Below are 25202 nucleotides of genomic sequence, written 5' to 3' on the forward strand. Positions count from 1 at the left end.
CCTTTTTCTTATTTTACAAATTGTAATTCTTTCGGGAATTTCGTTAAAATTTCTGATCCGTCTTTTGTGATGTAAATATCATCTTCAATACGAACGCCACCTACGTTTGGTACGTAAATACCTGGTTCGATTGTGAAGACCATACCTTCTTTTAATAGAGAATCGTTGCCTTCTTTTACATCTGGATATTCGTGAACGCTAATTCCAAGTCCGTGACCAAGTCGGTGTGGGAAGAAGTCTCCGTAACCTGCATCCGCGATAACAGAACGAGCAGCATTATCAATTGCGCCAAGTGTAACGCCTGGTTTACATGCTTCAACTGCTTGTAGTTGTCCAGCAAGTACAGTGTTGTAAATGCGAGTTTGTTCTTCAGAAAGTTCACCGAATGCTACTGTACGTGTAATATCAGAGCAATAACCGTCAATAATTACGCCTAAATCAAATAGTACGAAATCGCCGCGCTTCATTTTGTTAGCACCTGGAATACCGTGTGGAAGAGCAGAGTTAGCACCTGCTAATACCATCGTATCAAATGACATTTTATGTATGCCTTTTGTTTTTAATTCGTGTTCAATAATTGCTAATACTTCTAGTTCGCTGCGGTTTTCTTTAATTGCATTTACCCCAACTTCAACAGCATAGTCTGCCATTTTAGCTGCTTCACGTAAAATAGAAAGTTCTTTTTCATCCTTAATTAAACGAAGCTCGCGAACTTTTTCCTCTGCTGATTTGAAAGCTGCATTTGGGAATAATTTTGTTAATTCTTCGTAACGTTCTACGTTTAAATGTTCTTTTTCAATTGCAACTGCATTTGCATTGATGCCACGGTCTTTAATTGCTTTTGCAATCATATCCCATGGTCTGTCAGTATCAGTAAATCCGATAATTTCATGTGCCCATCCAGCGTTACGTGCTTGGCCTTCTTCCATTTTAGGGCAAATTAAAATAGGCTCTTTTTCTTGGAATACAAACATACCAAGTAGTCTTTCGTGTGGTTCACAGTGGAAGTTTGTCATGTAGAAAACGTTTGGTGTAGAAGTTAAGAACGCGGCTTCTACGTTTTTTTCTTTTAGCCATTGCATTAAATTTTCTAATCTAGCATTCATCGATTGGCACCCCCGAGATATTTAATTACAAATATAACTTTACCTCGGAAGAAAGCGTTATGACAAGTAAATAGATGTTAGAAAAGACAGGGAATTGAAAAATCATGTAGAATAAAAAGTGAGAATGTGAATAGGGGAGGAATGTAATAATGAAAGTATCTTATCATGGGCATTCAGTTGTAAAGATTGAAACGAATGGAAAAGTGATTTTAATTGATCCATTTTTAACGGGAAATCCGAAAACAGATTTAAAGGCTGAAGATGTAAAAGTAGATGCAATTCTTTTATCGCACGGTCATGGTGATCATGTTGGAGATACAGTAGAGCTTGCGAAGAAAAATAATGCAGTTGTTGTGGCGCCATTTGAACTAGCGACATTTTTAAGTTGGCAAGGTGTAGAAACACATCCGATGCATATTGGTGGTTCACATGAATTTGACTTCGGAAAAGTGAAGTTTACACAAGCATTCCACGGCTCTAGTTATATTGATGAAGAAAATAAGACGATTACATATACAGGTATGCCAGCGGGTATTTTATTTACAGCAGAAGAGAAAACGGTTTACCATGCAGGGGATACGGCTCTATTCTCTGATATGAAGTTAATTGGGGAACTGAATGATATAGATATAGCGTTTTTACCAATTGGTGATAATTTCACAATGGGACCAAAAGATGCTGTTTTAGCAGCAAAATGGATTCATGCGAAAACTGTTGTACCGATGCATTACAATACGTTCCCAGTTATTGAACAGGATCCATATCAATTTGTAGAAAAACTACAAAATTGTACAGGGAAAGTATTAGAAGCTGGAGAAAGTATTACGCTATAAAACAGATACCCTTCATTTGAAAAGACAAGTGAAGGGCTTTTTATGCGTGTAGTACAGCTTTTAAAGTCTGTATTTGTTTAGTTGACTCTTCTCTTTTTGAACGTGGCTGTTCAGGAGTTTCATTCAAATCCATTGCAACTTTTTTCCCATCTACACAAGCTAAAAATACTGCGCCTATAACCTCTAAAATTTTTTTCATCATGTATTCGCTCCTTTGTTTCATTTCTTGTCTTAATTGTATATGGAAGTGTGTGGACGAACTATCGAACGAGATGACAATAGCATTACATTGTTGTAATGGAATGACTAGTGGAATGTAAGGGTCATTTTGTTATAAAAAAAATAGTACAGATATACAAAGAGAGAGTGTAACAGTTTTGAAAATATAGTATACTGGGAATACAACACATGAAGAATTTAGGGAAAAGAAAGTATGGTGAAACCATTTGGCTACCAAACATAATCAAATTTTAGAACATATTAATAGCCTACCGGTAGGGCATAAAATTTCTGTAAGGCAAATTGCGAAAGATTTGAGTGTAAGTGAAGGGACGGCTTACCGTGCGATTAAAGATGCAGAAAATAAAGGATATGTTAGTACAATTGAACGTGTCGGAACAATTCGAATTGAGCAAAAGAAGAAAGAGAATATCGAAAAACTAACATATGCAGAAGTCGTTAACATTGTCGATGGTCAAGTACTTGGAGGCAGAGAAGGACTACATAAAACATTAAATAAATTCGTAATCGGGGCTATGAAATTAGAAGCGATGATGCGCTATACAGAAGCGGGGAACTTGCTTATCATCGGGAACCGTACGAATGCACATCAATTAGCATTAGAAACAGGGGCCGCTGTATTAATTACAGGTGGATTTGATACAGAAGAGCATGTGAAAAAGTTAGCAGATGAATTGAAGTTGCCAATTATTTCGAGTAGCTATGATACATTTACGGTCGCAACGTTAATTAACCGCGCAATTTATGATCAACTTATTAAGAAAGAAATTGTACTCGTTGAAGATATTTTAACACCGATTGAAGAAACACTATATTTAAAGCCTAGTGATATCGTGCAGAAATGGCATGAGTACAATGAAGAGACGATGCATGGACGTTATCCAATTGTGGATGAAAATAAAAAGGTGTTAGGTATCGTAACTTCGAAAGATATGATTGGTGTTGCGAAAGATACACCAATTGATAAAGTGATGACGAAACACCCTATTACGGTAAATGGAAAGATGTCTGTCGCAGCTGCAGCGCGTATGATGGTATGGGAAGGTATTGAATTACTTCCTGTTGTGGAAGATGGAAATAAATTGCAAGGTATCATTAGTCGTCAAGATGTACTTCAGGCATTACAGATGATTCAGCGTCAACCACAAGTTGGTGAAACGATTGATGATATTGTAACGAATCAATTTATGACGCCGAAAGAAGCAAAAAATGAGCATTTGTATCAATTTTCAGTGACACCACAAATGACGAATTCAATCGGAACGTTATCTTACGGTGTATTTACAACAATTGTGACAGAAGCAACAAACCGTGTCATTCGTGCTCAGAAGAAGAGTGATTCAATTGTTGAGAACTTAACAATTTATTTTGTAAAGCCGGTTCAGATTGATAATGTTGTATCGGTTCATCCGAAAGTATTAGAGATTGGGCGTAAATTTGGTAAGGTTGATGTAGAAGTACACCATGAAGGTAATGTTGTTGGAAAAGCATTACTTATGGTGCAATTGATTGATAAATAAAAAGATGGAACAAATCGTTTTGATTTGTTCCATCTTTTTTTATGTAGAGAGTGATTTATATAATGTTAAATGACAGAATATTAATTTATTTAGATGGTAGACTATGTTACAATTATATTGTAAGAAAATGGATTTTGAGGAGGCGGTATGCAATATGTCATCAGAAATAATCTTCTTTGGTGGTATCGCACTATTTTACTTTCTTGTAATGATACCGATCCAATATTTATATTTACAAGGTTTACATGAAAAAAGGAAACGTACAGGATTATCTCAGCGAGAACTATATGAAAAAATGTCTTTTGAAGAGGAACAATTACATTTTCATGTGCAAGGCAACCTATTTAATATACCTTCTGCGTTTGTTGCATATATGATTTTAAAAAGTAGAGGACGTAAAAAAGCATCACAATGATGATGCTTTTTTACGTTGCTTCATAAGCTTCTGCTTCTTTAACTGCTAATGGAAAGAAATGTTTATATTGGCGAAATCCATTAAATGCACTCGCACTACCAAATAGAACGAATAAAACACCGACGATCATACGAGCGGTTGAAAGTTCTAAAAAGAATTGGTTTATCCCGAAGAATAAGACGAATGAACCGAGTGCCATTGCGGATTTTCCTGAGAGCCAACCTTTTTCCATTGGGCGGTTTGTACGAAAGTATTTTGTTTTGTAGAAGAGGTACAACATAAATGAGACGATAATACAGAAGACTAATACTGGCATAATGCACACTCCCATCGCTTTGTGAAAAATTATAGTGAAAAAAAAGAAATATCTAAACTTTCTAATTTTTATTATAAAGCAATTGTTCGCATGTATGAAATACTTTCCGTTATAATGGAGGATAAAGTGAAGAAGTTGAATAAAAAGGAGATTATACATATGCATGAGCAAATTTTAGGAGCAATTAAAGAATTTGAGACAATTATTATTCATCGTCATGTGCGTCCGGATCCAGATGCGTTAGGTTCACAAGGCGGTCTTGGTACGATTTTGCAAGAATCGTTTCCAGAGAAAAATATTTATACGGTTGGGTACAATGAACCGTCACTAGCATACTTACGAGTAATGGATAATATTGAAGATAGCGTATACGAAAATGCACTTGTTATCGTTTGTGATACTGCGAACCAAGAACGTGTTGACGATCAACGCTATACAAAAGGGAAGATGTTAATCAAAATTGATCATCATCCAAATGAAGATCCGTACGGAGATATTACGTGGGTAGATACGACAGCAAGTTCTACAAGTGAAATGATTTATGAGTTTTATAACTATGGAAAAGATAAAGGATTAAAAATAACAAAAGAAGCAGCTCGCCTTATTTTAGCAGGGATTGTTGGAGATACAGGTCGTTTCTTATTCCCGAATACAACAGCAAAAACACTCCTTTACGTAAGTGAGCTTGTTGATATGGGTGTGAAATTCACAGATTTATACAATGAAATGTATAAGACAAAAGAAAAAATCGCTCGTTTAAACGGTTATATTTTACAAAACTTTACGATGGTAGAAGAAGGAGCAGCTTACATTAAATTAACGAAAGAAGTATTAGAAGAATTTGATGTACTTCCTTCTGAAGCATCTGGTGTTGTTGGAGCGCTTGGTAATATTGACGGACTAAAGGCATGGGTTCTATTTTTAGAGGAAGACGATGTAATTCGTGTTCGCCTTCGTTCAAAAGGGCCAGTTATAAATAAATTAGCAATGCAATATAACGGCGGAGGACATCCGATGGCTTCTGGTGCAAAAGCATCTTCTTGGGAAGAAGCGGATCGTCTGTTTGCTGATTTACGTGATATTTGTAAATAAGAGAGTATATGTTAAAACGAAAAGAAGGAGCGGCACTTAAGCCCTCCTTCTTTATTTTTCTTTCTCTATATCAATACTAATTTCAAGTACAGTATCAAAAGAAATTGTATCGACTTTAAAGCGGTATATACGATCGTAATGTTTATACGTTTTGTTTTCGATTGCTTTTTTGAGTAGGTCTTTATTTTTTGCGATACTTTGAATGTTTTTCGTTAAAAGATGCTGGAGGTCATTATGGATAGAAGTGGTCATATTTTCGAGTGTTAGATTGTCTAAATCATATTTTTCTCGATTTATTATTTTTATTTTAATCTCTTGAATTGTTAAGAGACGTTTATTTTCTGTGTTCAACTTTTCTTGATCTTCGAGAAGGACGTGGAGCTTTGCTTCTTGTTTTTCTATAATTTCTCGTTGCTCTGCTATTTTACTAGATTGTTCTTCTTGAAAAACACCGTATATGTACAAAAAAATAAACCAGCTCAACACGCCTCCAACAGCAGCACCAGCTAAAACTAAGTACCATCTTTTTGCTGTATTGGCACTTGGCACTCTCATACATGTTCCTGCGTTAGCCATTTAATAATAATAAGACCTGTTTGCATACCGCCAGTTGCGAAAAAAATAAGGAGAATTTGTTTTACGATATCTTTCATATCTCCGCCAAAGAAGCTTCTTTCAAAGCTATAAAAGGTATCAAATGTTCCGCCGATTGCTGCAACGAGTGCCCAAATTCTTAAATTTTGGGCGAATTGATTAATGTAAGTTAGAGCTGGTTTTCCGATAAGAAACGCACCAAATCCACCAATTAATGAACCGCCAAGTATAACCCCAAAGGCAATAAAATAACTAATAATAAGCAGAGAGAAAAAAGTATGTTCTCTTACATCCATCGTCATTCCCCTTTCTTCTTCATATATATGGACAAAGTATGAGAAGTATGTTTTGATTTCCGCTTTCCTCATCACCTATAATGAAAGTAGTCAAATAGGTAAAGAGAGGGTACAACAGTGAAGTTTGTGCATTTACAATGTCAAACCGTTTTTAGTTTATTAAAAAGTGCTTGTAAAATTGATGAGCTTGTAATCAGGGCGAAAGAGCTTGGTTTTTCATCGTTGGCTATTACGGATGAAAATGTTATGTATGGCGTTATTCCGTTTTATAAAGCATGTAAGAAACATGGTATACAGCCTATTATCGGCTTAACAGCTTCTATTTTTAGTGAAGAAGAAGAAAGGTCTTATCCGCTTGTATTACTTGCTGAGAATGAAATAGGCTACCAAAATTTATTAAAGATTTCTAGCAGTATTATGACGAAGTCAAAAGAGGGTATTCCGAAGAAGTGGCTTGCGCATTATGCGAAAGGATTAATTGCTATTTCACCAGGTAAAGATGGGGAAATTGAACAATTATTATTAGAAGACAAAGAGAATCAGGCGGAAGAAGTAGCTTGTACATATCAAAATATGTTCGATAATTTTTATATGAGTTTGCAGCATCATGCGATTCAAGATGAACTGCTCCTGCAAGAAAAATTACCTGAATTTATTAGTAAGGTAAATGTCCCAGTCGTTGCAACAAATGATGTGCGCTATATCAATCAAAGTGACGCGCTCGTTCACGAATGTTTACTATCAGTTGAAAGTGGAACGAAAATGACTGATCCAGACAGGCCGAGGCTCAAAACGGATCAATATTATTTAAAGTCATCGGATGAAATGGAAGCACTATTTTCTCACACGGAAGAGGCGATTTACAACACTGTAAAAATTGCAGAACGTTGTAAAGTAGAAATACCGTTTCATGTAAATCAATTACCGAAATTTCCTGTTCCATCTAACGAGACGAATGATACTTACTTACGCCGTGTTTGTGAAGAAGGCTTGCATAAACGTTATGGTACGCCAAAAGAAGTGCATATAAAGCGTTTGAATCATGAACTAAACGTCATTTCTAGTATGGGATTTAGTGATTACTTTCTCATCGTATGGGACTTTATGAAGTATGCACATGAAAATCATATTTTAACAGGACCAGGCCGTGGATCAGCAGCTGGCTCACTCGTTTCGTACGTATTAGAAATTACAGATATTGATCCGATTGAATACGATTTGTTATTTGAAAGATTTTTAAATCCCGAACGTGTGACCCTTCCGGACATTGATATCGATTTTCCAGATATAAGACGTGATGAGATGATCCGATATGTGAAAGATAAGTATGGTCAGCTCCGCGTGGCGCAAATTGTAACGTTTGGGACGCTTGCAGCGAAAGCAGCAATTAGAGATATTGCTCGTGTAATGGGGCTTCCGCCGCGAGACATTGACATATTTTCAAAACTTATTCCATCAAAGCTTGGTATAACGTTAAAAGATGCATATGAAGAATCACAATCACTCCGTGAGTTTATACAAGGGAATCTTCTTCATGAGCGTGTGTTTGAAATTGCAAAACGTGTAGAAGGCTTACCTCGTCATACGTCTATTCATGCCGCTGGCGTTATTATGAGTCAAGAACCGTTAACGGGTAGTGTAGCAATTCAAGAAGGACATAACGATGTTTATGTTACGCAATATCCTGCTGATGCATTAGAAGAACTCGGATTGCTCAAGATGGACTTTTTAGGCTTACGTAATTTAACGTTACTTGAAAATATTATAAAGTTTATTGTGAAAAAAACGGGGAAAGAAATTGATATAAGGAATTTACCTCTCCAAGATGAAAAGACGTTCCAATTGCTAGGGAGAGGGGATACAACGGGGGTATTCCAGCTTGAATCAGGTGGTATGCGAAATGTACTTCGCGGATTAAAACCGAATGAGTTTGAAGACATTGTCGCTGTTAACTCGTTATACAGACCAGGACCGATGGAGCAAATCCCAACCTTTATTGAATCGAAGCACGGAAAAAGAAAAATTGAATATTTACATCCGGATTTAAAGCCGATTTTAGAAAGAACATACGGTGTAATTGTATACCAAGAACAAATTATGCAAATTGCATCGAAGTTAGCAGGATTTTCGCTCGGAGAAGCGGATTTATTACGCCGAGCAGTGAGTAAAAAAAATCGTGATATTTTAGATCAGGAACGTCAGCATTTCGTGCAAGGTTGTTTGCGAAACGGATACGATGAGAAATCAGCAGATAAAATTTACGATTTAATTGTAAGATTTGCGAATTACGGTTTTAACCGAAGTCACGCTGTAGCTTACAGTATGATCGGATATCAGCTTGCCTACTTAAAAGCGAATTATACGTTGGAATTTATGACAGCATTATTATCAAGTGCAATTGGAAATGAAGATAAGATTGTGCAGTATATACGAGAAACGAAGCGGAAAGGTTTCCACATTTTGCCACCGTCACTTCAGAAGAGTGGTTACAACTTCCAAATAGAAGGGAATGCGATACGTTACAGCTTACTTTCAATTCGAAATATCGGAATGGCTACAGTGACGGCATTGTTAGAAGAACGAGAGAGCAAAATGTTTGAGGATTTATTTGAATTTTGTCTTCGTATGCCAGCGAAGTTTGTAACAGAACGAAATTTAGAGGCGTTCGTCTGGTCGGGATGTTTTGACGATTTTGGTATTTCGAGAACGAATTTATGGAAAAGCCTTAAAGGAGCGTTAGAGTACGCAAATCTTGCCCGTGATTTAGGGGATGCTGTTCCAAAATCAAAATATGTACAAGGAGAAGAGCTCTCTTTTATTGAACAGTTAAATAAAGAGAAGGAAGCACTTGGCTTTTATTTATCAAGCTATCCGACAGCGCAGTATGTGAAGTTAGCAAAAGAATTAGAAATTCCATCTCTCGCTCAGGCGATGCGAAATAAGAAAAAAGTACAAAGGGCTATCGTGTATATAACAAGTGTGAGAGTCATTCGTACGAAAAAATTGCAAAAGATGGCGTTTATTACATTCTGTGATCAAAATGATGAAATGGAAGCGGTTGTTTTCCCGGACACGTATATACATTTCTCAGACAAGTTACAAGAAGGGGCAATTGTTTTAGTTGACGGTACGATTGAGCTAAGAAATCATAAGCTGCAATGGATTGTAAACGGACTATATCCGTTAGAAGAAATGGATGTTTATGAAGAAAAGAAAGATGCATCTGTTTACGTGAAATTGCCGTCTCAGTATGAAAAAAAGCTTTTGAATCAGGTTACAAAAATATTGTTTGACTATTCGGGTTTTGCGAAAGTACTAATTTATTATGAAAAGGAACATAAAATGGTACAATTATCTCGAAGTTTATCGATTCATCCAAGTGAAAAATGCTTAGGAACACTTCGTGAAATTGTCGGGGAAGAGAATGTAGTTGTGAAAATATAATGGACAATTTCCCTACACTTCGATTATTATAGTAGTAGTGTTCGTGGTCAGACCACTTGGAGAAATTGATACCAGCTAGAATAATTTGAGGAGAGTGGATAGTTTGTCAACACTTCGTGAAGAAGCACTTCACATGCATAAAGTGCATCAAGGAAAATTAGAAACTGTATCAAAAGTAAAAGTAGAAAATGCAAAAGATTTAAGTCTTGCATATTCTCCAGGGGTTGCAGAGCCTTGTAAAGAAATTTATGACGATAAAAGTAAGGTATATGAATATACGATGAAGGGAAATATGGTAGCAGTTGTGACGGATGGAACGGCTGTACTCGGTCTTGGTAACATTGGACCTGAAGCATCTCTTCCAGTAATGGAAGGTAAAGCTGTATTATTCAAGAGCTTTGCTGGTGTAGATGCATTCCCAATCGCCTTAAATACAAACGATGTAGATAAAATTGTTGAAACTGTAAAATTAATGGAGCCAACTTTTGGCGGCGTTAACTTAGAAGATATCGCAGCACCAAACTGCTTCATTATTGAAGAACGTTTGAAGAAAGAAACAAATATTCCTATCTTCCATGATGATCAACACGGAACAGCTATCGTAACAGTAGCGGGCCTTGTGAATGCGCTGAAATTAGTTGGAAAGAAAATGTCTGACATTAAAGTTGTCGCAAATGGCGCAGGTGCAGCAGGTATTGCAATTATTAAACTTTTATATCGCTATGGAGTACGCGACATTATTATGTGTGACCGTAAAGGTGCAATCTATGATGGTCGTCCTACTGGTATGAATCCAGTGAAAGATGAAGTTGCAAAATATACAAATAAGAATCGTATAGAAGGTTCTTTAGCTGATGTTGTACAAGGTGCGGACGTATTCATTGGTGTATCTGCAGAAGGTGCATTAACAGAAGAGATGGTTCGTACTATGAATGACAATGCGATTATTTTTGCAATGGCGAATCCGGTTCCGGAAATTATGCCAGAATTGGCAAAAGCAGCGGGCGCAGCTGTTGTTGGAACAGGTCGTTCTGACTTCCCGAACCAAGTAAATAATGTACTAGCGTTCCCTGGTATTTTCCGCGGTGCACTTGACGTACATGCGACACAAATTAACGAAGAAATGAAGATGGCAGCTGTACAGGCTATTGCTGAGCTTGTAGCAGAAGATGAGTTGAATGCAGACTATATCATTCCGGCACCGTTTGACGCGCGTGTAGCGCCTCGAGTGGCAGCTTACGTTGCGAAAGCAGCAATGGAGACAGGAGTAGCTCGTCGTCAAGTAGATCCAAATGAAGTTGCTGAGAAAACAAAACAATTAGCGCTGATTGGTAAAGAATAAGCGAGGAATTTCCATTGACATCATCAAATACAAAAGTATATCTCGAAATTGTAAAAAAAATCCGTTCCATTATGGAAGAGGATGGATTGGTAGCAGGGGATCGTTTGCCGTCTGAGCGGGAGCTAAGTTCACGCTTAAACGTAGGACGCTCATCTGTAAGAGAAGCATTGCGTGCTTTAGAACTGGTAGGGTTAATTGAAACGAGACGTGGTGAAGGGACGTTTATTCGAAACTTTTACGATAACGGTCTTGTACAACTAATTGCTCCGTTTCTATTGCAAGATGAGAAAACAATTCGTGATTTATTACAAACAAAACGATTGCTTGAGAAAGATATGATTCGAATTGTATGTAATTTACCGAAAGAAACATTTTCTAAAGTGCTAAGTAGATTACAGAAAGTGCTTGAAGAAAATGAAAGTTCGATTCCAATGCTTCACCAAACGTTCTTTAAAACACTAATTGAACAAGTCGATAATTATTTACTATATCGCATTTGGATGATCGTAAATGATTACGTAGCAACTCTTTCTTGTAAAGTTTCAGGAGATTCTATCGATATGTATAGAAAGCTTTATGCTACTTTGGAAGAAAAACAAGAAAATGATGCACTAAAAATTTACGATGAATTAGTAGAGAATATACAGTTTCACTCGTAATGTATAAAATTTGTCGAAATGACCATGACACGTTATGACAAACATTCTACCGCATAGCGGTTAAAGTTAAACGTAAAGAGAGAGGTTATTAGACAGATTGAGAAGATAAGGCTAACATCAAACATTGGTGTTAGCCCCATTTTCTTCTTACGCTAACCTTAGCTCTCAACGAAGGGGGTCAAATTGTGCTAAGAGATTTATTCGTGAAAAAGAAAAAGTATGCTGCAATACCTTCAGAACAAGTACGAAAAGATGTACCAGATGGCGTTATGACAAAATGTCCGAAATGTAAAAAAATCATGTATACGAAAGAACTTCTGAAAAATTTAAAAGTATGTGTGAACTGTGGATATCATCATCCTATGAATGCATGGGAGCGCCTTGATAGTATATTGGACGAAGGGTCATTCCGTGAGTATGACAAAGAAATGGTTTCATTAAATCCACTCGAGTTTCCGGGATATGAAGAGAAATTAGAGAACGATCGTAAGAAGACTGAATTGAATGAAGCGGTTGTAACTGGTGAAGGAACAATTGATGACATGCTTGTTGTTGTTGCAGTAATGGATTCTCGTTTTCGAATGGGGAGCATGGGCTCTGTTGTAGGAGAAAAAATTGCCCGTGCGGTTGAAAAGGCATACGACTTACAAGTTCCATTTATTATCTTTACTGCTTCGGGTGGTGCCCGTATGCAAGAAGGTATATTAAGTTTAATGCAAATGGCAAAAACAAGCGTAGCTTTGAAAAAGCATAGTAATGCAGGAGGGTTATTTATTTCTGTTATGACTCACCCAACGACGGGCGGGGTTTCAGCGAGTTTTGCTTCACTTGGTGATTATAATCTTGCAGAGCCAGGTGCACTTATCGGATTTGCTGGTAGACGTGTAATTGAACAAACAGTGCGTGAGAAACTACCGGAAGATTTCCAAACGGCAGAATTTTTACTAGACCATGGTCAATTAGATGCGGTTGTGCATCGTGATGATATGAAAGAATCACTTCGTAAGATTTTAGAAGTTCATCAAGGAGGGGAAATGGCTGTATGGCAGAGCTAGAATTTGAAAAACCAGTTGTTGAGCTAAGAAATAAGATCCGTGAACTGAAAGACTATACGAAAAACAGCCAGATGGACTTCAGTGAGGAGATTCGTATTTTGGAAGACAAGCTAGAAAATTTAGAGGAAGATATATACGGCAATATGAAAGTATGGGACCGTGTGCAAATTGCTCGTCATGCAGAACGACCGACAACGCTCGATTATATTGAGCACTTATTTACTGATTTTTTTGAATGTCATGGAGATCGCCTATTTGGCGATGATGCAGCGATTGTCGGCGGCATTGCGAAATATAAGGGGATGCCTGTAACTGTAATTGGGCATCAGCGCGGAAAAGATACGAAAGAAAATATTCGTCGTAATTTTGGGATGCCTCATCCAGAAGGATATCGAAAAGCACTGCGTCTCATGAAACAAGCGGAAAAGTTTAATCGTCCTATTATTTGTTTCATCGATACGAAGGGAGCTTATCCTGGTAAAGCAGCTGAAGAACGTGGACAAAGTGAAGCTATTGCCCGCAATCTATTTGAGATGGCAGGTTTAACGGTACCAGTTATTTGTATCGTTATCGGTGAAGGCGGTAGTGGTGGTGCGCTAGGTCTTGGAGTAGGAGATTACATTCATATGCTAGAAAATTCCACTTATTCTGTTATTACACCAGAGGGTGCAGCGGCAATTCTTTGGAAAGATGCAGGAAAAGCGAAGGAAGCTGCAGAAGCAATGAAAATTACAGCAGCAGATTTGAAAGAATTAGGTGTAATTGATGAAATTATTCCAGAGGCAAAAGGTGGAGCTCACCGTAATCTTTTAAAACAGTCAGAAAATATAGACTTAATGATTAGAAAAACTTTTGAACAATTAAACGGAATTTCGAAAGATGAATTAATCGAAAAACGTTATGAAAAATATATGAAAATTGGGCAAGTTTCGTTTTCAAACGCTTCCATTGGGATAAAATAAGAAAAGCGTGCGTTCCTCTTCGCGAATGCACGTTTTTATTATGAAAAGACACATCTTCTCCATTGTGTTTTTATATTTTTTCGTGTTATTTTATTATAAGGCAAATAATCTTTATGAGGTGAGTACAAATGAAACGTATTGGTGTATTAACAAGTGGTGGAGATTCACCTGGTATGAATGCTGCCATTCGTGCAGTTGTTCGTAAAGCGATTTTCCATGATATTGAAGTATATGGTATTTACCATGGATACGCTGGATTAATTTCTGGTCACATTGAAAAATTAGAACTTGGTTCTGTTGGCGATATTATCCACCGCGGTGGTACGAAATTATATACAGCAAGATGTCCTGAGTTTAAAGACCCAGAAGTACGACTAAAAGGTATCGAGCAATTAAAGAAACACGGTATCGAAGGACTTGTTGTTATTGGTGGAGATGGCTCTTACCAAGGTGCTAAAAAATTAACTGAACAAGGATTCCCATGTGTTGGTGTACCAGGTACAATCGACAATGATATTCCTGGAACAGACTTCACAATTGGTTTCGATACAGCTTTAAATACTGTTATTGATGCAATTGATAAAATCCGTGACACAGCTACATCTCATGAACGTACATATGTTATCGAAGTAATGGGACGTCATGCTGGAGACATCGCATTATGGGCTGGTTTAGCTGATGGTGCAGAAACGATCTTAATTCCAGAAGAAGAGTATGACATGGATGATGTAATCGCTCGTCTAAAACGCGGTAGTGAACGTGGGAAAAAACACAGTATTATCATTGTAGCTGAAGGTGTTGGAAGTGCAATTGACATCGGTAAGCATATTGAAGAAGCAACAAACTTTGATACTCGTGTAACTGTATTAGGTCACGTACAACGTGGTGGATCACCAAGTGCACAAGACCGTGTATTAGCAAGTCGTCTTGGCGCAAGAGCAGTTGAGTTGTTAATTGCTGGTAAAGGTGGACGCTGTGTAGGTATTCAAGATAATAAACTTGTTGATCATGACATTATCGAGGCGTTAGCTCAAAAGCATACAATCGATAAAGATATGTATCAATTATCTAAAGAATTATCCATCTAATCGGCGTAATGTCGGATATTTGGGAACGGTTTCATAATTTTCGGAGGTGCAATATGCGTAAAACTAAAATTGTATGTACAATAGGTCCTGCTAGTGAAAGTATTGAGAAATTAGAACAATTAATGGAAGCGGGTATGAACGTTGCTCGTTTAAACTTCTCTCATGGTAGCCATGAAGAGCACGGCGCTCGTATTAAAAACATTCGTGAAGCTTCAAAGAAAACTGGTAAAACAGTTGGTATCTTACTTGATACAAAAGGTCCAGAAATCCGTACTCACGACTTCGTAGACGGACAAGCTGAACTTGTAACAGGTGCAGAAGTAGTTCTTTCTACTGAGCAAGTATTAGGTACTGCAGAGAAGTTCTCTGTATCTTATGCTGGTCTTTATGATGATGTAGACCCAGGTTCTCGCATTCTAATCGATGACGGTCTTATCGAGCTAGAAGTAATCGAAAAAGCTGACGGAAATATCCGTACAAAAGTTTTAAACAGTGGAACTGTAAAAAATAAAAAAGGTGTTAACGTACCAAACGTAAGCATTAAGCTTCCTGGTATCACTGAAAAAGACGTAAAAGATATCATCTTTGGTATCGAGCAAAAAGTTGATTTCATCGCAGCATCTTTCGTTCGTAAAGCATCTGACGTATTAGAAATCCGTGAATTACTAGAAGAGCATAATGCTCAATACATCCAAATCGTACCAAAAATCGAAAACCAAGAAGGTATCGACAATATCGATTCAATCTTAGAAGTTTCTGACGGTTTAATGGTAGCTCGTGGTGATATGGGTGTGGAAATTCCACCAGAAGAAGTACCTTTAGTGCAAAAACGTTTAATCAAAAAATGTAACGTATTAGGTAAACCAGTTATTACTGCAACGCAAATGTTAGATTCTATGCAACGTAACCCACGTCCAACTCGTGCGGAAGCAAGTGACGTAGCTAACGCAATCTTCGATGGTACGGATGCAATCATGCTTTCAGGTGAAACTGCTGCTGGTCAATATCCAGTAGAAGCGGTAACAATGATGGCTAACATTGCAGTACGTGTTGAAAAATCATTACAATACGAAGATATGTTCAAAAAACGTATTAAAGAGTTCACTCCAACAATTACAGATGCAATTAGCCAATCTGTTGCGCATACAGCACTTGCTCTTGATGTAGCTGCGATCGTAGCTCCGACAGAAAGTGGACATACTGCGAAAATGATCTCTAAATACCGTCCAAAATCTCCAATCGTAGCTGTAACATCTGACGAGCAAGTAGGACGTCGTCTTGCACTTGTTTGGGGTGTACAAGCATTTATGGCTGGGAAACGTGCAGCGTCTACTGACGAAATGTTAGATACTGCGATTCACACAGGTATGGATGCAGGTCTAATCGGACTTGGAGACACTGTAGTAATCACTGCGGGTGTTCCAGTTGCTGAAACTGGTACAACAAACTTAATGAAAATCCATGTTGTTGGTGAAGAAGTTGCTAAAGGACAAGGAATCGGTCGTAAAGCTGCAAAAGGTAAAGTAGTTGTAGCAAAAACAGCTGCTGAAGCTGTAGCGAACGTAAACGAAGGTGATATCCTTGTTACAACAAGCACTGATAAAGATATGATTTCTGCAATCGAAAAAGCTGCTGCTTTAGTTGTAGAAGAAGGTGGCTTAACTAGCCATGCAGCTGTTGTAGGCGTATCAATCGGTATTCCTGTTATCGTTGGTGTAAACGGCGTAACAGCAACTTTAAAAAATGGCCAAGAAGTAACAGTTGATGCGGCACGCGGAATTGTTTATAATGGACATGCGGAAGTGCTATAAGAAGTAATACGGAGAGAAGGAGCGGAGTCCTTCTCTTTTTTTTACACAAAAACATGATAGAACTATTTTAAAACGTCTAAATTTGCTTTTACAAGCTGCTTGTTATGAAGTTTAATGTGAATGGATGTCTTACTTCTGTTTAGTCTATATGAGCGTTTTAGGGGTCTTTAAAGCGATTTGTGAAAGGGGTGCAGAACTATGAAATGGTTGTTATTCTTGTTGATTTTAATACCGGCGGTTGAGATTACGGTATTAATTGGGTCGAGTCATGTAATAGGGTTATGGTCTACGTTCGCTATGATTGTATTTACTGGTGTTGTAGGTGTATATTTGGCGAAAAGGCAAGGGTTTAAAGTGCTTAGAGAGATTCAATCTAAGTTGAATAGAGGAGAAATGCCAGGCGAGGCAGTACTAGATGGTATTTTTGTATTTGTAGGAGGTATTCTTTTAGTGCTTCCTGGATATGTGACGGATGTAATGGGGTTTATTTTTGTTGTCCCTTTTACTAGGGCTTTATTGAAGCCGCTTGTTATGAAGTGGATGGAATGGAAGTTTAGAAAGAGATCTACTATTATTATTCAGAAGTAGTGCTTAGATTATAGCGATCTAAGCACTACTTTTTTTATTCTGCAAAAAGCCTGATTGGTACGGGTTAATAATTAGTGGGGGATGAACAAAGCCTGATTGATTAAAGTTTCACTTTATTGTGTAGGATATATATTTCTGATTGAACATGTAAATTGGATACTATTTGTTCTTAATGAATAGGATGTAGAAAAAATCCGCTATATTGAAGTTTTATTTTTGTGTATGAAGGATCGAGGAACGTAATGAAATCTGATAAAAGCAGGGAAATCGTTAGTTGAAGCCTTATCTTATACTGATTTGTATATTTATTCATTTACATAAAAAGTAATAAATGTAAGTAATAATTATAAAATAAATAGAATAAAAATGTATTTTAGGTTGAAAAATCCGTTTTTATATGCAAAAAAACAAGAGAATTATCCTTTTTTGGGCAATTCTCTTTTTGCATGTAGTTAGTATGAAAAAGAAGTACAAGGAATAATGAGTGGGAAATTGCACTCATTATTCCTTAAGTTTTTTGTGTGAATTAGAAATTATTGTTTTGAAGAGGGTGAACCTTTAATGTATTTCCACAAGTCATGGAAGACATGAGCTTTGTGTAATGTATTAAGTAGTACTAATGTGACTGGACCGATGATTAATCCTAAGAAACCGAAGAGCTTAAAGCCGATAAATAGAGCGACTAGTGTCGCTAATGGATCAAGACCAATATTAGATGAAAGCACTTTAGGTTCCATAATTTGTCTTTGGACAATCACGACGATGTATAGAATGAGAAGACCGATGGCGAATGCAGTGTCGCCAGTGAAAAATACGTATATAACCCAAGGGACGAAGACGGCTCCTGTCCCTAAGTATGGGAGTAAATCTACAACACCTGTAATAATCGCGATAGTAATGGCGTATGGTACGCGTAATATTAAAAGTCCGATTAGTACAATAACGGTTGTCATAGATACGAGTGTAAGTTGCGCTTTAACAAAACCGAACAAAGCTTTTCTTAAATCGACAAAAATAGTTTTTCCGTAGCCATGTACACGATTCGGTAGAAGTTTTCTTGCTTTTTGAGCAAGACGGTGCCAATCGTAACTAATGAAGAAAGTGGCTAATAAAATGAATACAAGAACAGTTAGAGTTGTTGGTAATGCACTAATGAAATTTGTTAATCCACTTATAATAGCTGTTAAAAGTTCTTTCATTTGTGTTGTTGCTTCAGTTCCTAAGTTTTGGATGTTTTGTGTAATTGTATAACGCTGCGGTTCTCCAAGATGATTAAATTTAGAAATTAAATCGTCATAGAGAGGCATAATATGATTAAGTGCAAATTGCTCTGCGAATTTAACGATATCCGGAAACTTTACTGTAACAAGTTGTAGTAAGTATGTTGTGGCAGATATTGCTTCTGTTACAAGGTATGTAACAAGCCCGACGATAGCTCCGAATACGAGAATTAAGCTAACGAGTACTGCTAGTGCGCGAGGGAATTGTAGTTTTTGATTAAGGAAATTGACGACAGGATTAATCAAATAAGCAAATGCAAAAGCGATAATAAAAGGATAGATAAGTCCTGACATGTATAGTAATACATAGAACCCAGCTACCGTTGCTACAATGACAAATATGAGTCGCAATATCATATATAGTAAGTTTCGGTTCAAAGATGTATACCTCCCATTCCAATTTGTATTAGCCTAATTCGTTCAACTTATAACGAGTAGCATTCACTGATTAAAGTTTCACTTTTATGTTATAGTGGAATGATGGATTTTCCCTGCTTTTTCAGTACATGAACGACTGTAAAAGCTTGTTGATGATGCTTCTACTATATGGTAAAAACTTCATTTTCTCTTCTTTTTATTTTACCTGTTTCTTGTTAGAAAAGAAAGGAGAGACCATCGTTTTCAAAAATGTATATATGCTTTGATTTTTTTGGGGTACAGTCTCGTTTTGTAAGTTAAAAATGCATACAAAAATGAAATTGTTGGCTTATTCTCATTGGCAAATAGACATCGATATGACATGTATAACGATAGGTTTAAAGGTATTTTTGTTTGGAAGCGAGTTCATTATTTTCAGAAAGGAAGTGCAAACATGATTAGTCAGTCAACGTTATTTTTATTCATACTACTTATTATAGGACTTATTGTTAAAAACCAATCGCTTACTGTAGCCATTGGAGTGTTATTCTTATTGAAGTTTACGTTTTTAGGAGATAAAGTCTTTCCTTATTTACAAACGAAAGGGATTAACCTTGGTGTAACAGTCATTACAATAGCAGTGCTCGTACCGATTGCGACAGGGGAAATAGGCTTTAAACAACTCGGAGAAGCAGCGAAATCATATTATGCATGGATTGCTTTAGCCTCAGGTGTGGCGGTCGCTTTGTTAGCGAAAGGCGGCGTACAATTATTGACGACGGACCCTCATATTACAACTGCGCTTGTTTTTGGGACGATTATAGCGGTTGCCTTATTTAATGGGGTGGCTGTAGGCCCGTTAATTGGGGCTGGAATTGCCTATGCAGTTATGAGTATTATACAAATGTTTAAATAAGGAATTTTATAGTAATATAAAATTTTTGAATTCTTTCTGTTCACAAAAGTCAGATAATTGTTTATAATAGAATTAGAAACTTTGAAAAGTTACATAACAGCAGAGACTTTACACCAGATAAAATAAAAACAACATAAAACAATTTTATAATGATATTGTTTTATGTTGTTTTTATCATAAAACTCTTCGGAATTCATTTTCCTCACTAACTTGTTGTTCTGAGCGTGAGGATTCGGGGAGACATTCACGCTCATGCTTTCCATGTAAGCAATGGACATTAAGAGGGGAACATCGCAACAAATGTGCATGATCGTGCATTTTGCTTGCCTAAAGAGTGAACGGGCGTTCATAATTCATAAGGGGAGCAAATAGATATAAGGAGCAAGGTTGGGAGAATTTTTCAGGAAAAGGAGAGAATGTCATGACTGTTATTCGAGGTTTAGAAGGGGTAGTAGCAACAACATCATCTGTGAGCTCTATTATTGATGATACATTAACTTATGTTGGGTATAATATTGATGATTTAGCTGAGAATGCTACATTTGAAGAAGTAGTGTACTTATTATGGCACCGTAAGCTTCCTAACGAACAAGAACTAGCGGAATTTAATGAAACTGTATCAGAATACTATAAAGTGCCAGGTGAAATTTTAACATATTTGAAACAAGTAGATTTAAAGATCGCACATCCTATGTCTGTTTTACGAACTGCAATTTCCATGCTATCATTATACGATGAGAGCGCTGAAATTATGGATGAAAAGTCCAATTATTTGAAAGCGGTTAAATTACAAGCTCAAGTGGGAACTTTAATTGCCGCTTATGCAAGAATCCGTAAAGGTTTAGATATTGTTGAACCGAGAAAAGATTTATCATTAGCTGCAAACTTCTTGTACATGTTAAATGATCGTGAGCCAAATGAAGTTGAAATTGAAGCTTTTGATAAGGCGCTTGTACTTCATGCAGATCATGAGTTAAACGCTTCTACATTTACTGCACGTGTTTGCGTAGCTACACTTTCAGATGTATATTCTGGTATTACTGCAGCAATCGGTGCGTTAAAAGGTCCTCTTCACGGCGGGGCAAATGAAAATGTAATGAAGATGTTAACTGAAATTGGCGAAGAAGAAAATGTAGAATCATATATTCATAATGCTCTTCAAAATAAAGTGAAAATCATGGGCTTTGGTCATCGTGTGTATGAGCAAGGTGATCCACGTGCAAAACATTTACGTGAGATGTCTAAGAGATTATGCGTGCTTTTAGGAGAAGAGAAATGGTATAATATGTCTATCAAAATTGAAGACATTGTAACAAAAGAAAAAGGTCTTCCACCAAATGTTGATTTCTATTCAGCTTCTGTATACCATTGTTTAGGAATTGACCATGACTTATTTACACCTATTTTTGCAATTAGCCGTATGTCAGGCTGGTTAGCTCATATTCTAGAACAATATGAAAACAACCGTTTAATCCGTCCGCGTGCTGATTATAATGGACCAACACATCAAGTATATGTTCCAATTGCACAACGATAAGCGAAAAACACTATTTCGATAGTAAAAATACGCTTTCAAAAGTCTGATTTTTTTGGGAAGATGTAATGATTAGAATATTTTAATTTGACTAACGGTTTGAACTGAGGGGTTATTCCCTCAGTTTCATACATATGAAATTTCAAACATGGGGGTTATCACATTGACGACAGGTGAAAAAATTACTGTAACTAATGGTGTTATGAATGTACCAAACAATCCGATTATTCCATTTATCGAAGGAGATGGAATTGGTCCTGATATTTGGGAAGCTGCATCTCGCGTACTAGAAGCAGCAGTAGAAAAAGCTTATGATGGTGAGAAGAAAATCGTTTGGAAAGAAGTGCTTGCAGGGGAAAAAGCATTCAACCAAACAGGCGAGTGGTTACCAGAAGAGACTTTAAATTTAATCCGTGAATATTTAATTGCAATTAAAGGTCCACTTACAACTCCAGTTGGCGGTGGTATTCGTTCTCTAAACGTAGCGCTTCGTCAAGAATTAGATTTATACGTATGTCTACGTCCAGTTCGTTATTTTGAAGGTGTTCCTTCACCTGTAAAACGTCCGGAAGATACTGATATGGTTATTTTCCGTGAAAATACAGAAGACATCTATGCTGGAATTGAATATGCACAAGGATCTCCAGAAGCAGAAAAAGTTCTTGCTTTCTTAAAAGAAGCAATGGGTGTTAATAAAATCCGCTTCCCAGAAACATCTGGTATTGGTATTAAACCAATTTCAGAAGAAGGGACAAAGCGTCTTGTTCGTGCTGCAATTCAATATGCAATTAACGAAAAACGCTCTTCTGTTACATTAGTTCATAAAGGAAACATTATGAAATTTACAGAAGGTGCTTTCAAAAACTGGGGTTATGAAGTTGCGGAACAAGAATTTGGCGATAAAGTATTTACTTGGGCTGAATATGATCGCATCGTTGAAAAAGATGGCAAAGATGCAGCGAATAAAGCGATGGCAGACGCAGAAGTGGCTGGAAAAATCATCGTAAAAGATTCTATTGCAGATATCTTCTTACAACAAATTTTAACTCGTCCACGTGAGTTCGATGTTGTTGCAACAATGAACTTAAATGGTGACTATATCTCTGATGCACTTGCTGCACAAGTAGGTGGAATTGGTATTGCACCTGGTGCAAACATTAACTATGTGACTGGACATGCTATCTTTGAAGCTACACATGGTACAGCTCCAAAATATGCAGGTTTAGACAAAGTAAACCCATCTTCTGTTCTTCTTTCTGGTGTATTATTACTAGAACATTTAGGATGGAATGAAGCTGCGAAATTAGTAACTGATTCAGTTGAGAAAACAATTGCATCAAAAGTAGTAACATACGACTTCGCTCGTCTAATGGAAGGCGCAACAGAAGTGAAATGTTCTGAATTTGCTAATGAGCTTATTAAAAACATGGATGTAGCGATAATCAAAAACGCATAATTAAAGTGGGGGGTAAATTATGACAATCAAACGCAAGAAAGTTTCAGTCATCGGTGCAGGATTTACAGGAGCAACAACAGCATTCTTATTAGCACAAAAAGAACTTGCAGATGTTGTATTAGTGGACATTCCACAACTGGAAAATCCAACAAAAGGGAAAGCGTTAGATATGTTAGAAGCGAGCCCAGTACAAGGTTTTGATGCTAACATTATTGGAACATCTGATTACGCAGATACTGCTGATTCTGACGTTGTCGTTATTACAGCAGGTATTGCACGTAAGCCTGGTATGAGCCGTGATGACTTAGTAGCAACGAACTCTAAAATTATGAAAAGTATTACGCGCGACATTGCAAAACATTCACCAAATGCAATTATTGTTGTGTTAACAAATCCAGTTGATGCAATGACATATTCTGTATTTAAAGAAGCGGGATTCCCGAAAGAGCGTGTTATCGGCCAATCGGGCGTATTAGATACAGCTCGTTTCCGTACATTCATTGCACAAGAATTAAATCTTTCTGTGAAAGACATTACAGGATTTGTTCTTGGTGGACACGGTGACGACATGGTACCTCTTGTACGTTATTCCTATGCGGGTGGCATTCCGTTAGAAACGTTAATTCCGAAAGAGCGTTTAGAGGCAATTGTAGAACGTACACGTAAAGGTGGCGGAGAGATTGTAGGCTTATTAGGAAATGGTAGTGCATATTACGCACCAGCGGCTTCTTTAGTTGAAATGACAGAAGCAATCTTAAAAGATCAACGCCGTGTATTACCGGCTATTGCGTATCTTGAAGGTGAATATGGTTATAGTGACCTTTACTTAGGGGTACCAGTAATTCTAGGTGGTAACGGAATTGAAAAAATTATTGAATTAGAACTTCTTGCAGAGGAAAAAGAAGCGTTAGATCGCTCTGTAGAATCTGTACGTAACGTTATGAAAGTTCTTGTTTAATAATTAAATATAAGCGGAAAAAGATTCGGGGCCCCGAATCTTTTTCTACTATTTAATGAAATGTTTTTTTGAAATAATATGAAAACGCTATCATTTGTAGTATCCTATAATGAAACTGTAGATTTATACTATACATTGCCCTCATCATAGTAAATTTCGGATAAGGTATCGCTTTTAGTAGGATAATAAGGTGAAAAAATCGGAGGGGGTTGTAACATGTTAAAGAAAAAAGTTCAAATTGGTCGTAAAATGGATGAAATTACAGTAGGAGAGAAACTATCTATCACTGAAAAAATTGAGGATAAAGATTTGTTATTGTATTTAGGGCTAACGAATGATGCCAATCCATTATATATTCAGCATGATTACGCATCCCAAACTCCGTATGAAAAGCCGATTGTACCAAGCATTATGCTAACGGGAATGATTACAACGGCGGTTACGAAATATTTACCAGGTCCAGGTAGTCATATTATTAGGAAGGACCTTACGTTCGTGAAGCATGTTCACCATTATGAAACGTTACAAATCCACTTTGAAGTTGTGGCTGTTTCTGAGGAGGCACATACAATTGATATGCTTGTATCTGCTCATGATGAAAAAGGAGAAACGGTTGTTAAAGGTTCATTAACGGTAACGCCACCTTTTAAATCTGTTTCCATTATGGAAAAAGCATTAGATAATTTTTAAAACATGAAAATATGAATAGCGCTAGCATACCTTTAATAAGGGAGCTAGCGCTATTTTTAGTTGAAGAATCCTTCAGCGAATCCTTCAGCGAAATCTGAACAACCCGTTTTAATCGTATCCCAGCTTGGAGCGTTAAAAGTAAGAATACATGTTACTACTAAAGTTAGAATAGGTAGTACTAGTCGCATAATAGAACCTCCATATAATTAATATTGATATATATTAATTATTATATTAAATTATCACATACTTTAATAACTGAAGTCAATTGAAGGAGGGATTTTTTAAGTGAGATGGAAAAGGGAAGACGTTATTTTTGAAACGATAAGAGAAGCTGAAGTGTGGGCAGACGGGATCGCGAATGAAATGTACGGAAGAGTATTTGATGGATATGAAACACCGGACTATAAAATAGCGTATGTTCTATCTTTTTTCTTAGCACAAAATCGAGAATTCAATGTTCATACGGAAGTAGAATGTAATGAGAATATAGAATTGTATAAAGTGTGGATAGTAACACGTTAATTGAGCCGAGTGTAATTGTTTTTAGAGATAACGAGAGCATAATCTGAATCCATGAATAGACAATTATATTGAGGGGGGACCTGTTTTCTAGTATGATGAGAATAACGGGGAAAATACTAGGATGA

25 protein-coding genes are annotated in these 25202 nt (G+C 36.9%); 18 read left to right on the forward strand and 7 right to left on the reverse strand.

Going from position 1 to position 25202, the window contains the following annotated elements:
• Nucleotides 1-8 precede the first annotated feature (8 nt).
• A complete protein-coding gene (gene pepQ, locus DPQ31_RS22775) occupies nucleotides 9-1106 on the reverse strand; it encodes a Xaa-Pro dipeptidase (protein ID WP_000994035.1) in 1098 nt (365 codons plus the stop codon).
• Between the two features lie 149 nt (nucleotides 1107-1255).
• Here pepQ and DPQ31_RS22780 point away from each other — a divergent pair, with 149 nt between their 5' ends.
• A complete protein-coding gene (locus tag DPQ31_RS22780) occupies nucleotides 1256-1939 on the forward strand; it encodes a metal-dependent hydrolase (RefSeq protein ID WP_208731048.1) in 684 nt (227 codons plus the stop codon).
• 40 nt (nucleotides 1940-1979) lie between these two features.
• Here the strand turns inward: DPQ31_RS22780 and DPQ31_RS22785 are convergent, their stop codons facing one another.
• A complete protein-coding gene (locus tag DPQ31_RS22785) occupies nucleotides 1980-2141 on the reverse strand; it encodes a hypothetical protein (RefSeq protein WP_000976100.1) in 162 nt (53 codons plus the stop codon).
• 244 nt (nucleotides 2142-2385) lie between these two features.
• On the opposite strand from DPQ31_RS22785, the gene DPQ31_RS22790 reads away from it, so the two are divergent.
• Complete coding sequence (locus DPQ31_RS22790) at nucleotides 2386-3699, forward strand: DRTGG domain-containing protein (RefSeq protein WP_000201581.1); 1314 nt, start codon at nucleotides 2386-2388, stop codon at nucleotides 3697-3699.
• Between the two features lie 154 nt (nucleotides 3700-3853).
• Nucleotides 3854-4114 (forward strand): DUF3949 domain-containing protein, encoded by a 261-nt coding sequence (locus tag DPQ31_RS22795; RefSeq protein WP_087970571.1) that lies wholly within the window; start codon nucleotides 3854-3856, stop codon nucleotides 4112-4114.
• Between the two features lie 10 nt (nucleotides 4115-4124).
• Here the strand turns inward: DPQ31_RS22795 and DPQ31_RS22800 are convergent, their stop codons facing one another.
• Nucleotides 4125-4430 carry a YtpI family protein gene (locus DPQ31_RS22800; RefSeq protein ID WP_001144779.1) on the reverse strand — a complete coding sequence of 102 codons (306 nt, stop codon included), beginning with the start codon at nucleotides 4428-4430 and terminating at the stop codon, nucleotides 4125-4127.
• Nucleotides 4431-4589: 159 nt separating this feature from the next.
• Between DPQ31_RS22800 and DPQ31_RS22805 the strand changes: the two genes are divergently transcribed.
• Nucleotides 4590-5522, forward strand: a complete 933-nt coding sequence (locus tag DPQ31_RS22805) for a DHH family phosphoesterase (protein ID WP_000545153.1) — start codon at nucleotides 4590-4592, stop codon at nucleotides 5520-5522.
• 51 nt (nucleotides 5523-5573) lie between these two features.
• Here the strand turns inward: DPQ31_RS22805 and ytrI are convergent, their stop codons facing one another.
• Nucleotides 5574-6077 carry a sporulation membrane protein YtrI gene (gene ytrI, locus DPQ31_RS22810; RefSeq protein ID WP_001265738.1) on the reverse strand — a complete coding sequence of 168 codons (504 nt, stop codon included), beginning with the start codon at nucleotides 6075-6077 and terminating at the stop codon, nucleotides 5574-5576.
• Nucleotides 6074-6487: a YtrH family sporulation protein gene (locus DPQ31_RS22815; RefSeq protein WP_002034291.1), complete on the reverse strand. Its 414-nt coding sequence runs from the start codon at nucleotides 6485-6487 to the stop codon at nucleotides 6074-6076. Before DPQ31_RS22815 ends, ytrI begins: the two co-directional genes overlap by 4 nt.
• Before the next feature lie 42 nt (nucleotides 6488-6529).
• On the opposite strand from DPQ31_RS22815, the gene dnaE reads away from it, so the two are divergent.
• From dnaE to DPQ31_RS22855, 8 genes are all read left to right on the forward strand, one after another.
• Complete coding sequence (gene dnaE / locus DPQ31_RS22820; RefSeq protein WP_208731050.1) at nucleotides 6530-9856, forward strand: DNA polymerase III subunit alpha; 3327 nt, start codon at nucleotides 6530-6532, stop codon at nucleotides 9854-9856.
• 133 nt (nucleotides 9857-9989) lie between these two features.
• Nucleotides 9990-11198 carry an NADP-dependent malic enzyme gene (locus DPQ31_RS22825; RefSeq protein WP_162148121.1) on the forward strand — a complete coding sequence of 403 codons (1209 nt, stop codon included), beginning with the start codon at nucleotides 9990-9992 and terminating at the stop codon, nucleotides 11196-11198.
• Between the two features lie 14 nt (nucleotides 11199-11212).
• Nucleotides 11213-11857 carry a FadR/GntR family transcriptional regulator gene (locus DPQ31_RS22830; protein ID WP_000204451.1) on the forward strand — a complete coding sequence of 215 codons (645 nt, stop codon included), beginning with the start codon at nucleotides 11213-11215 and terminating at the stop codon, nucleotides 11855-11857.
• Between the two features lie 185 nt (nucleotides 11858-12042).
• On the forward strand, nucleotides 12043-12912 hold the full coding sequence (gene accD / locus DPQ31_RS22835; protein ID WP_000942864.1) for an acetyl-CoA carboxylase, carboxyltransferase subunit beta: 870 nt from the start codon (nucleotides 12043-12045) through the stop codon (nucleotides 12910-12912).
• The gene (gene accA / locus DPQ31_RS22840) at nucleotides 12900-13874 is read left to right on the forward strand and encodes an acetyl-CoA carboxylase carboxyl transferase subunit alpha (protein WP_000818790.1); all 975 of its coding nucleotides are present in this window, start codon (nucleotides 12900-12902) and stop codon (nucleotides 13872-13874) included. The genes accD and accA overlap by 13 nt, the downstream gene beginning before the upstream one ends.
• A gap of 128 nt (nucleotides 13875-14002) precedes the next feature.
• On the forward strand, nucleotides 14003-14962 hold the full coding sequence (gene pfkA, locus DPQ31_RS22845) for a 6-phosphofructokinase (protein ID WP_000821156.1): 960 nt from the start codon (nucleotides 14003-14005) through the stop codon (nucleotides 14960-14962).
• Nucleotides 14963-15015: 53 nt separating this feature from the next.
• Nucleotides 15016-16773: a pyruvate kinase gene (gene pyk, locus DPQ31_RS22850; protein ID WP_001232682.1), complete on the forward strand. Its 1758-nt coding sequence runs from the start codon at nucleotides 15016-15018 to the stop codon at nucleotides 16771-16773.
• Between the two features lie 198 nt (nucleotides 16774-16971).
• Nucleotides 16972-17361 (forward strand): FxsA family protein, encoded by a 390-nt coding sequence (locus tag DPQ31_RS22855; RefSeq protein WP_000871649.1) that lies wholly within the window; start codon nucleotides 16972-16974, stop codon nucleotides 17359-17361.
• Between the two features lie 533 nt (nucleotides 17362-17894).
• Here DPQ31_RS22855 and ytvI read toward each other — a convergent pair.
• Entirely contained in the window at nucleotides 17895-19019 is a 1125-nt protein-coding gene (gene ytvI, locus DPQ31_RS22860) for a sporulation integral membrane protein YtvI (protein ID WP_001081386.1), read from the reverse strand.
• A 433-nt stretch (nucleotides 19020-19452) separates the two neighbouring features.
• Here ytvI and DPQ31_RS22865 point away from each other — a divergent pair, with 433 nt between their 5' ends.
• The 5 genes from DPQ31_RS22865 to DPQ31_RS22885 all read left to right on the forward strand — a co-directional run bounded on the left by DPQ31_RS22865 (nucleotide 19453) and on the right by DPQ31_RS22885 (nucleotide 24552).
• Nucleotides 19453-19914 carry a DUF441 domain-containing protein gene (locus DPQ31_RS22865; RefSeq protein WP_208731052.1) on the forward strand — a complete coding sequence of 154 codons (462 nt, stop codon included), beginning with the start codon at nucleotides 19453-19455 and terminating at the stop codon, nucleotides 19912-19914.
• A 421-nt stretch (nucleotides 19915-20335) separates the two neighbouring features.
• Nucleotides 20336-21451: a citrate synthase gene (citZ, locus tag DPQ31_RS22870; protein WP_000216095.1), complete on the forward strand. Its 1116-nt coding sequence runs from the start codon at nucleotides 20336-20338 to the stop codon at nucleotides 21449-21451.
• 160 nt (nucleotides 21452-21611) lie between these two features.
• On the forward strand, nucleotides 21612-22904 hold the full coding sequence (gene icd, locus DPQ31_RS22875) for an NADP-dependent isocitrate dehydrogenase (RefSeq protein ID WP_000206907.1): 1293 nt from the start codon (nucleotides 21612-21614) through the stop codon (nucleotides 22902-22904).
• A gap of 19 nt (nucleotides 22905-22923) precedes the next feature.
• Nucleotides 22924-23862 carry a malate dehydrogenase gene (mdh, locus tag DPQ31_RS22880; RefSeq protein WP_000153235.1) on the forward strand — a complete coding sequence of 313 codons (939 nt, stop codon included), beginning with the start codon at nucleotides 22924-22926 and terminating at the stop codon, nucleotides 23860-23862.
• 216 nt (nucleotides 23863-24078) lie between these two features.
• Entirely contained in the window at nucleotides 24079-24552 is a 474-nt protein-coding gene (locus tag DPQ31_RS22885; protein WP_000914174.1) for a MaoC family dehydratase, read from the forward strand.
• A 56-nt stretch (nucleotides 24553-24608) separates the two neighbouring features.
• On the opposite strand, the gene DPQ31_RS29425 is transcribed toward DPQ31_RS22885, so the two are convergent.
• Complete coding sequence (locus DPQ31_RS29425; RefSeq protein WP_001241585.1) at nucleotides 24609-24740, reverse strand: hypothetical protein; 132 nt, start codon at nucleotides 24738-24740, stop codon at nucleotides 24609-24611.
• Nucleotides 24741-24840: 100 nt separating this feature from the next.
• Between DPQ31_RS29425 and DPQ31_RS22890 the strand changes: the two genes are divergently transcribed.
• On the forward strand, nucleotides 24841-25077 hold the full coding sequence (locus DPQ31_RS22890; protein ID WP_001267376.1) for a hypothetical protein: 237 nt from the start codon (nucleotides 24841-24843) through the stop codon (nucleotides 25075-25077).
• Nucleotides 25078-25202: the final 125 nt, after the last annotated feature.

Origin of the sequence: Bacillus sp. COPE52, from assembly GCF_003355115.1 — a bacterium.
Classification (GTDB): Bacteria; Bacillota; Bacilli; order Bacillales; family Bacillaceae_G; genus Bacillus_A; species Bacillus_A toyonensis.

Bases quoted from the DNA above. Each gene is read 5' to 3' on its own strand.
- pepQ (WP_000994035.1), bottom strand. From the start codon at position 1,106: ATGAATGCTAGATTAGAAAATTTAATGCAATGGCTAAAAGAAAAAAAC.
- DPQ31_RS22780 (WP_208731048.1), top strand. From the start codon at position 1,256: ATGAAAGTATCTTATCATGGGCATTCAGTTGTAAAGATTGAAACGAAT.
- DPQ31_RS22785 (WP_000976100.1), bottom strand. From the start codon at position 2,141: ATGATGAAAAAAATTTTAGAGGTTATAGGCGCAGTATTTTTAGCTTGT.
- DPQ31_RS22795 (WP_087970571.1), top strand. From the start codon at position 3,854: ATGTCATCAGAAATAATCTTCTTTGGTGGTATCGCACTATTTTACTTT.
- DPQ31_RS22800 (WP_001144779.1), bottom strand. From the start codon at position 4,430: ATGCCAGTATTAGTCTTCTGTATTATCGTCTCATTTATGTTGTACCTC.
- DPQ31_RS22805 (WP_000545153.1), top strand. From the start codon at position 4,590: ATGCATGAGCAAATTTTAGGAGCAATTAAAGAATTTGAGACAATTATT.
- ytrI (WP_001265738.1), bottom strand. From the start codon at position 6,077: ATGAGAGTGCCAAGTGCCAATACAGCAAAAAGATGGTACTTAGTTTTA.
- DPQ31_RS22825 (WP_162148121.1), top strand. From the start codon at position 9,990: ATGCATAAAGTGCATCAAGGAAAATTAGAAACTGTATCAAAAGTAAAA.
- accA (WP_000818790.1), top strand. From the start codon at position 12,900: ATGGCAGAGCTAGAATTTGAAAAACCAGTTGTTGAGCTAAGAAATAAG.
- pfkA (WP_000821156.1), top strand. From the start codon at position 14,003: ATGAAACGTATTGGTGTATTAACAAGTGGTGGAGATTCACCTGGTATG.
- pyk (WP_001232682.1), top strand. From the start codon at position 15,016: ATGCGTAAAACTAAAATTGTATGTACAATAGGTCCTGCTAGTGAAAGT.
- DPQ31_RS22855 (WP_000871649.1), top strand. From the start codon at position 16,972: ATGAAATGGTTGTTATTCTTGTTGATTTTAATACCGGCGGTTGAGATT.
- DPQ31_RS22865 (WP_208731052.1), top strand. From the start codon at position 19,453: ATGATTAGTCAGTCAACGTTATTTTTATTCATACTACTTATTATAGGA.
- citZ (WP_000216095.1), top strand. From the start codon at position 20,336: ATGACTGTTATTCGAGGTTTAGAAGGGGTAGTAGCAACAACATCATCT.
- mdh (WP_000153235.1), top strand. From the start codon at position 22,924: ATGACAATCAAACGCAAGAAAGTTTCAGTCATCGGTGCAGGATTTACA.
- DPQ31_RS22885 (WP_000914174.1), top strand. From the start codon at position 24,079: ATGTTAAAGAAAAAAGTTCAAATTGGTCGTAAAATGGATGAAATTACA.
- DPQ31_RS29425 (WP_001241585.1), bottom strand. From the start codon at position 24,740: ATGCGACTAGTACTACCTATTCTAACTTTAGTAGTAACATGTATTCTT.